6 protein-coding genes are annotated in these 7,913 nt (G+C 69.3%); 2 read left to right on the top strand and 4 right to left on the bottom strand.

The features are described 5' to 3' along the window. Positions 1–140 precede the first annotated feature (140 nt). The 4 genes from FE811_RS16710 to FE811_RS16695 form a co-directional block, all read right to left on the bottom strand. On the bottom strand, positions 141–806 hold the full coding sequence (locus FE811_RS16710; protein WP_116220909.1) for a D-lyxose/D-mannose family sugar isomerase: 666 nt from the start codon (positions 804–806) through the stop codon (positions 141–143). A gap of 10 nt (positions 807–816) precedes the next feature. Continuing rightward, a complete protein-coding gene (locus FE811_RS16705) occupies positions 817–1,263 on the bottom strand; it encodes an isoprenylcysteine carboxylmethyltransferase family protein (RefSeq protein ID WP_166435396.1) in 447 nt (148 codons plus the stop codon). Beyond that, a complete protein-coding gene (locus FE811_RS16700) occupies positions 1,260–3,407 on the bottom strand; it encodes a malate synthase G (RefSeq protein ID WP_116220908.1) in 2,148 nt (715 codons plus the stop codon). The genes FE811_RS16705 and FE811_RS16700 overlap by 4 nt, the downstream gene beginning before the upstream one ends. Before the next feature lie 171 nt (positions 3,408–3,578). Beyond that, positions 3,579–4,256: a hypothetical protein gene (locus FE811_RS16695; RefSeq protein ID WP_116220907.1), complete on the bottom strand. Its 678-nt coding sequence runs from the start codon at positions 4,254–4,256 to the stop codon at positions 3,579–3,581. A gap of 149 nt (positions 4,257–4,405) precedes the next feature. On the opposite strand from FE811_RS16695, the gene pepN reads away from it, so the two are divergent. After that, the gene (gene pepN, locus FE811_RS16690; RefSeq protein WP_116220906.1) at positions 4,406–6,949 is read left to right on the top strand and encodes an aminopeptidase N; all 2,544 of its coding nucleotides are present in this window, start codon (positions 4,406–4,408) and stop codon (positions 6,947–6,949) included. Between the two features lie 71 nt (positions 6,950–7,020). Then, positions 7,021–7,908, top strand: a complete 888-nt coding sequence (locus tag FE811_RS16685) for a 1-acyl-sn-glycerol-3-phosphate acyltransferase (RefSeq protein WP_370362682.1) — start codon at positions 7,021–7,023, stop codon at positions 7,906–7,908. The last annotated feature ends 5 nt before the right edge of the window (positions 7,909–7,913 follow it).

The raw sequence follows: 7,913 nt of genomic DNA, 5'->3' as shown, positions 1-7,913 counted from the left end.
CCGCCGATCTTCACCAGGCCACCTCCCCTGTTAGCGACTTTCAGCGTCCCCCATAGCAGAGCGCAACAATCTTTCACAAGAGAGTGAGGCGCCGCACATTCCACGAATGTGACCCTGCGTCAGAAACACCATCGCGGAGTTCAGTAGTCGCTGACCAGCAGGTGAACCGGGGGCTCGTCCTCGTGGACGGTGGCGAAACGCCCGATGGGCGCGGCGAAGATATTGTCGGTCAGGTCGTCGTTCACGGTCGAGACCTCGCCGATCAGCACCGGCCCGCCCTCGGCCCAGAACTCGTGCCAGTCGCCCGGACGCAGCGTCACGGATTCGCCCGGCGCCAGCCGCAGCACGCCGCCCGGCGCGATCTCGCGCGCGATGCCGTCGCAATCGACCCGGCAGGGCGCATTGCGGTCCATGCAGCCCTGCGCGTCCGACCCGCAAAGCCGGATGGCCAGCGTCGCGCCCCAGCGGTTGATGATGTCCTCGGTCTTGATGGCATGGGTATGCATCGGGCTGATCTGGTTTTCCTGCGAGATCAGCAGCTTTTCGGCATAGACCATGCCCCTGCCCGCCTGCAGCTCGGCAAGCCGGCCGTTCCTGAGCGTGAACAGGAACAGGCCCAGCCGATCGAAATCGCCCTGGCCGTAATCGGTGATGTCCCAGCCCAGCCGGCCGTCGCGAATCGCCGGCGTGGCGCGGGCGCGAAACTCCTCGGGGCTCCAATGGGCGAATGGCGGCAGGTGGAAGCCTGCCTTGCCAATCAGCTCGGCCGCCTCGGCCATGATGCGGTTGATGCGCGAGCGTTCCACGATGCCCTCCCTAGATCCAGCGCCTGACCTGCATCCTATAGCGGTCATAGGCGGGACCGAAAGCGGCGGCGATGACGGCTTCCTCGCGCAGGATGAAGCGGCGCTGCAGGAACAGGGCGAAGGCCGGCACCGTGACCAGCCCCGCCGGCGCGGCCAGCGCCAGCATCAGCCCGGCCAGCAGAATCAGGTCGGCCAGATAGATCGGATTGCGCGAAAAGCGGAACGGGCCGCCCGTCACCAGCGCCTCGGGCCGGCGGCCGGGCATGACGGTGGTGCGCGCCCGCCACATGGTCAGCGCCGCCCAGAGCATCAGCCCCAGCCCCGCCGCGACCAGCAACAGGCCCAGCCCGCGCAGCGCCGGCGGCAGGCCCAGCGGCACCAGCCGACCCAGCACCGCCCCGGCCGATGCGAACAGCACCAGCCAGACCGGCGGCAGGCCGGCCAGCCGCGCGATCATGCCGCGCGGCTCGTCTGTTCGGCCTTGGCCTGCAGGCGGCGGGCGTGCAGCACCGGCTCGGTATAGCCCGAGGGCTGCATGCGGCCCAAAAAGACCAGGTCGCAGGCCGCCTGGAAGGCCACGCCGTCAAAGCCCGGCGCCATCGGCGCATAGGCCGGGTCGTCCGCGTTCTGGCGGTCCACCACCGCGGCCATCTTGCGGAAGGCGTCCATGACCTGCCGGTCGGTGACGATGCCGTGATGCAGCCAGTTCGCCAGCGACTGGGCCGAGATGCGCAGCGTGGCGCGGTCCTCCATCAGGCCGACGTCGTTGATGTCGGGCACCTTCGAGCAGCCGACGCCCTGGTCGATCCAGCGCACGACATAGCCCAGGATGCCCTGGCAGTTGTTCTCCAGCTCGCGGGTGATCTCGGCCTCGCTGTAGTTGCGGCCGCCGGCCAGCGGGATGGTCAGCAGGTCGTCGAGCCGCAGGGGCCGGCGCGCCGCGGCGATCTGGGCCTGGCGGGCAAAGACGTCGACCTTGTGGTAATGCGTCGCATGCAGGGTCGCGGCGGTCGGGCTGGGCACCCAGGCGGTGTTGGCGCCGGCCATGGGATGGACGATCTTCTGCTCCAGCATCTCGGCCATGCGGTCGGGGATCGCCCACATGCCCTTGCCGATCTGCGCCTTGCCGGCCAGCCCGCAGGCCAGGCCGATGTCGACGTTGCGATCCTCGTAGGCCGAGATCCAGGGCTGCGCCTTCATCTCGCCCTTGGCCAGCATCGCGCCCGCCTCCATCGAGGTGTGGATCTCGTCCCCGGTGCGGTCGAGGAAGCCGGTATTGATGAAGGCCACGCGATGCTTCGCGGCGCGGATGCATTCCTTGAGGTTGGCCGAGGTGCGGCGCTCCTCGTCCATGATGCCCAGCTTGACGGTATGGCGCGGCAGGCCCAGCACATCCTCGACGAAATCGAAGATCTCGCAGGCGAAGGCGACCTCCTCGGGGCCGTGCATCTTGGGCTTGACCACATAGATCGACTGCGTGACCGAGTTCTTCGGCCCCTCGCGGTCCAGGTCGCGCTTGGCGCAAAGCGTCGTGACCATGGCGTCCAGCAGGCCCTCGAAGACCTCGCCGCCGTCGCGGTCCAGCACGGCGGGGGTGGTCATCAGGTGGCCGACATTCCTGACCAGCATCAGGGCGCGGCCCTTGGCGGTGACTTCCGAGCCGTCGGGCGCGGTGAAGGTCACGTCGGGATTGAGGCGGCGGGTAAAGGTCTTGCCGCCCTTCTCGACCTCTTCGGCCAGGGTGCCATCCATCAGGCCCAGCCAGTTGGCATAGGCCAGCGCCTTGTCCTCGCCATCGACGCAGGCGACGGAATCCTCGCAATCCATGATCGCCGACAGCGCCGATTCGATCACGATGTCCGAGATGCCCGCCTTGTCCTGCGCGCCGACCGGGGTCGAGGCGTCGATGACGATGCGGATCAAGAGCCCGTGGTTCTTCAGGAAGATGTCGGTCGGAGTGGCGCCGTCGCCGCGATGGCCGGCGAACTTGGCCGGCTCGCGCAGCGCCGGGACCAGCGCGCCGTCCGTGACCGACAGCGCCTCGATCCCCGCCCAGGAGCCCTCGGCCAAGGGCGCGGCAGTGTCGAGGAAATCGCGGCCCCAGGCGATGACGCGGGCGCCGCGGGCGGCGTCATAGCCCTTGCCCTGCGGCAGGTCGCCCAGGGCATCGGTGCCGTAAAGCGCATCATAGAGGCTGCCCCAGCGGGCATTGGCGGCGTTCAGCGCATAGCGCGCATTGGTGATCGGCACCACCAGCTGCGGCCCGGCCACGCTGGAGAATTCCGGGTCGGTCTCGGGCGTCTCGATCTGGAAATCCTCGCCCTCGGGGACCAGGTAGCCGATCTCGGCCAGGAAATCGCGATAGGCGCCGGCGTCCTTGGGTTCGGCGCGATGGGCGATATGCCAGGCGTCGATGGCCGATTGCAGCTCCTCGCGCCGCTCCAGCAGCGCCCGGTTGCGCGGCCCGAAATCGTGGAGCAGGGCCGAAAGCCCCTCCCAGAACCGGCGCGGCTCGACGCCGCTGCCGGGCAGCGCACGCTCGTTGATGAAGGCGGCAAGCGTCTCGTCCACCCGCAATCCTGCCTTTTCCACGCGACCCATCGCACTTCCCCTTGCTTCAATTGTCCGGCTGGCTTTGGTGTGCCGTGGTATGCCAAACGGCGCAGGGTTTCAACCGGCCCGACCTTCAATGATCCCGCAATTCTGCCTTGCGTAAAAATTGAAAGCCGCCGTCCGAGTGACCGGACGGCGGCACGCACCCGCATGGGACGATCAGTTCGCCGGCGGCGTGGTAGTGGTTTCGCCGGCCGGCGGCGTCACCGGGGCCGCCGGCTCTTCCACGGTGATGGCGTCGTCCAGCGCCTCGCCGGCATCCTGCATCGCCTCGCCCGCAGCCTCGGCGGCATTGTCGGCGGCTTCCTGCGCGGCGGTCGCGGCCTCGCCCGCGGCTTCCGCGGCGTCCTGGGCGGCGTCGCCGACGGCGGCAGCGGCATCATCGGCCGCCTCGCCCATCGCCTCGCCCGCGGCTTCGGCACCGCTTTCGACGGCGGTGGCAGCGTCGCTCGCGGCCTCGCCGGCGGCATCGGCGGCGTCCTCGGCAGCGGTCGCGGCGTCGTCAGCCGCATCCGAGGCGGCTTCGGCCGGGGTTCCGGTCGTGGTGGCATCCGTCGCGGCCGGCGCGGTCGTGGTTCCCGGCACGTCCGCGGTGGTGTCCGCGGGCTCGGTCGTGGTCACGGCGGCATCCTCGCCGGTGGTCGCGCCTTCGTCGCGGCCCATGAAATACTGCAGCACGAAATAGGCGATGGCCAGGGCCAGCAGGATGCCGATGATCAGCGGCAGCGGCGAGGCGCGCCGCTCGACCGGCTCGACATAGGTCTCGGGCGCCGCGGCCGGGCGCTGGGGATCGGTGCCCTCGGTCCGCTTCGGATCGTTCGGGTCGTAATGGGCCATTCTTGTTCCTCGCTCTTCTGGTTGGCGCTTGCGGCTGGTCGGCCGGGGACGGACCCCGGCTTGCGACCCGGCTATCCTGCGTCTAACACTTGGGTTTCGCACAAGTTCCGCCGTGCCGCCGATTTTTTTCGCCTGCCATGAGGTGCCCCATGACCGTCACGCAATATCTCGCCGATTGGCGCCCCTATCCCTTCGAGATCGCCGAGACGCGGCTGGAATTCGACCTCGCCCCGCGCGCAACGCGGGTGCGCTCGCAGATCGACTTCCGCCGCAAGGGCGCGGGCGACCTGGTGCTGGACGGCGCGGGGCTGAAAACGCTGTCTTTGGCGATCGACGGCAAGCCGCTCGACCCCGCGGGCGCGACGGGCGGGCGGCTGGTGATCCCCGCCGCCGACCTGCCCGACGCCTTCACCTTCGCCGCCGAGGTCGAGATCGACCTCGAGGCCAATACCGCGCTGGAGGGGCTGTATCTGTCCGGCGGCATGTTCTGCACCCAATGCGAGGCCGAGGGCTTTCGCCATATCACCTGGTATCCCGACCGCCCCGACGTGATGGCGCCTTTCCGCGTCACCATCCGCTCGGACAAGCCGGTGCTGCTGTCGAACGGCAACCCGGTCTCGCAGGGGGCGGGTCAGGCGGTCTGGCACGACCCCTGGCCGAAGCCCGCCTATCTCTTCGCGCTGGTCGCGGGCGATCTGGTGGCGGTGCCCGACAGCTTCACCACCATGTCGGGCCGCCAGGTGGCGCTGAACGTCTGGGTGCGGCCGGGCGACCAGGACCGCGCCGGCTATGCCATGGAATCGCTGATCCGCTCGATGAAATGGGACGAGGAGGCTTACGGCCGCGAATACGACCTCGACGTGTTCAACATCGTCGCCGTGGATGATTTCAACATGGGCGCGATGGAGAACAAGGGGTTGAACATCTTCAACTCCAAGCTGGTTCTGGCCAGTGCCGAAACCGCGACGGACGGCGATTACGAGCGCATCGAGGGCGTGATCGGCCATGAATATTTCCACAACTGGACCGGCAACCGCATCACCTGCCGCGACTGGTTCCAGCTGTGCCTGAAAGAGGGGCTGACGGTGTTCCGCGACCAGCAGTTCACCTCGGACATGCGCTCGGCCGCGGTCAAACGCATCCATGACGTCCAGACCCTGCGCGCGCGCCAGTTCCGCGAGGATGCCGGGCCGCTCGCGCATCCGCCGCGCCCGGACCACTATCAGGAGATCAACAATTTCTACACCGCCACGGTCTATGAAAAGGGCGCCGAGGTCATCGGCATGCTCAAGCGGCTGGTCGGCGATCAGGGCTATCGCCGCGCGCTCGACCTCTATTTCGACCGCCACGACGGCCAGGCCTGCACCATCGAGGACTGGATCAAGGTCTTTCAGGACGCCACCGGCCGCGACCTGACCCAGTTCAAGCGCTGGTATACTGATGCCGGCACGCCGCGGCTGACGCTTTCCGAGGATTGGCGCGACGGCACGCTCACGCTGGATTTCCGCCAGGAAACCGCGCCGACCCCCGGCCAGCCGGACAAGCCGCCGCGGGTGATTCCCATCGCGCTCGGCCTGATCGGCCCGAATGGCGACGAGGTGCTGCCGACCACGGTGCTGGAGATGACCGAGGCCCGGCAGAGCTTCCGCTTCGGGGACCTGGGCGCGCGGCCGGTGGTTTCGCTCCTGCGCGGCTTTTCGGCGCCGGTGACGGTCTCGCGCGAGATCGCGGCGGACGAACAGGCGCTGCTGCTGGCGCATGACACCGACCCCTATGCCCGCTGGCAGGCCGGCCACGACCTGGCGCTGGACGCGCTGATCGCGCGGTCCACCGGGGCCGAGGGCGGCGCGGAATTCAGCCGCGCCATCGGCGGGCTTCTGGCCGATGCCGAGGCCGACCCGGCCTTTGCCGCGCTCTGCCTGTCCCTGCCCGGCGAGGAAGAGATCGCGACCACCATCGCCGCCCGCGGCGAGATCCCGGACCCGGACGCGATCCATGCCGCGCGCGAGGCGCTGGCCCGCGACATCGCCGCGGCGCATGAACCGGCGCTGGCCCGGCTCTACGAGGCGATGGCGACCCCCGGCCCCTATCGCCCCGATGCCGAGGGCGCGGGGCGGCGCAGCCTGCGGCTCGCCTGTCTGGGCCTTCTGTCGCGCATCGACGGGGCCGCGCGGGCCGAGGCGCTGTTCGCCGCCGCCTCGAACATGACCGAGCGGCAGGGCGCGCTGGAATGGCTGATCGCGGCCGGCAGGGACGCCGAGGCGCTGGCGGCCTTTGCGCGGGAATTCGCCGGGAACCGCCTGGTCATGGACAAATGGTTCATGGTCCAGCCGCTGCGCGCCGCGCCCGGCCTGGCGGTGGCCCGCGCCCGCGATCTTGCGGCGCGGCCGGATTTCGACTGGAAGAACCCGAACCGCTTCCGCGCCCTGATCGGCGGGCTCGGCGCGAACCACGCCGCCTTCCACGCCGCCGACGGCTCGGGCTACGATTTCACCGTGGACTGGCTGATGCGGCTCGACCCGGTGAACCCGCAGACCACCGCGCGCATGTGTTCGACCTTCGAGACCTGGACCCGCTACGACGCCACCCGCCAGGCCCATGCCCGCGTCGCACTTGGCCGGCTGGCGGCGATGCCGGGCCTGTCGCGCAACACCTCCGAGATGGTTACGCGCATCCTTGCCGGTGGCGCCTGACCATGATCGAACCACTCTTGCGGGCATCTTGCGGGCACGGCAATACTGCCCCCATGGATGCCCGCGAGGACATGAAACGCCGTCTCGATCCGCTGATTGCCGAGCGGGCGCCCTGGCTTTTTTCGGGCCGCCGGCACCATGCGCTGGCGCGGCAGCTGCTGATGCGGCTCCTGCGCTATCCGCGCACCTTGGAGCTGGCGGCGGAATATCGCGACCTGCCCACGGACGAGGTCATGCGCCGCATCGCCGGGCTGATCCTGCGCGACCTGCGGGTCGAGGGGATCGAGCATATCCCGGCCACCGGCCCGGCGCTGATCGTGTCGAACCACCCGACCGGGATCGCCGACGGGATCGTGCTGAACGCGGTGATCGCTGCGGTGCGGGACGATCTTTTCGTCTATGCCAATCACGACATCCTGCGCATCCTGCCGCAATTCGACAGCCTGATCGCCCCGGTGGAATGGCGCGCCGAAAAGCGCAGCCATGCCAAGACCCGCGCCACGATGGACTATACGCGCGAGGCGCTGGGGCGCGGGCGGATCGGTCTGATCTTCCCCTCGGGCCGGCTGGCCAAGCGCCGGGGCCTGAGCCTGCACGAGCGCCCCTGGATGGCCAGCGCAGCGATGATCGCACGCAAGTTCGATGCGCCCATCATCCCGCTGCGGATCCGGGCGCGCAATTCGGCGCTGTTCTACCTGCTTGACGCGATCCACCCGACGCTGCGCGACGTGACGCTGTTCAACGAGGTGCTGAACAAGGCGGGCCAGCCCTTCCGCGTGACCATCGGCGCCCCGATCCCGGCCGCGTCGCTGCCCGGCCGCAGCGAGGACGGCATCGCGCTCTTGCGCGATACGGTGCTGGGACTGCCCGCACCGGGCCAGAACGCGGTGCGCATGTCGCAGATCCGCGGGCTGTTCCAGCGCCGCCACGCGCTCGCCAAGCCGCGCCCGATCGAGTGAACTGC

It is taken from the genome of Paracoccus sp. FO-3 (assembly GCF_006386455.1).
Classification (GTDB): Bacteria; Pseudomonadota; Alphaproteobacteria; order Rhodobacterales; family Rhodobacteraceae; genus Paracoccus; species Paracoccus versutus.
Note: the sequence above shows the minus strand (reverse complement) of the source record. Positions and strands in the feature narration are given on the sequence as shown.

Excerpts from the sequence above, each read along its gene's own strand:
- FE811_RS16685 (WP_370362682.1), top strand. The coding sequence starts at position 7,021 with ATGAAACGCCGTCTCGATCCGCTGATTGCCGAGCGGGCGCCCTGGCTT.
- FE811_RS16695 (WP_116220907.1), bottom strand. The coding sequence starts at position 4,256 with ATGGCCCATTACGACCCGAACGATCCGAAGCGGACCGAGGGCACCGAT.
- FE811_RS16700 (WP_116220908.1), bottom strand. The coding sequence starts at position 3,407 with ATGGGTCGCGTGGAAAAGGCAGGATTGCGGGTGGACGAGACGCTTGCC.
- pepN (WP_116220906.1), top strand. The coding sequence starts at position 4,406 with ATGACCGTCACGCAATATCTCGCCGATTGGCGCCCCTATCCCTTCGAG.
- FE811_RS16705 (WP_166435396.1), bottom strand. The coding sequence starts at position 1,263 with ATGATCGCGCGGCTGGCCGGCCTGCCGCCGGTCTGGCTGGTGCTGTTC.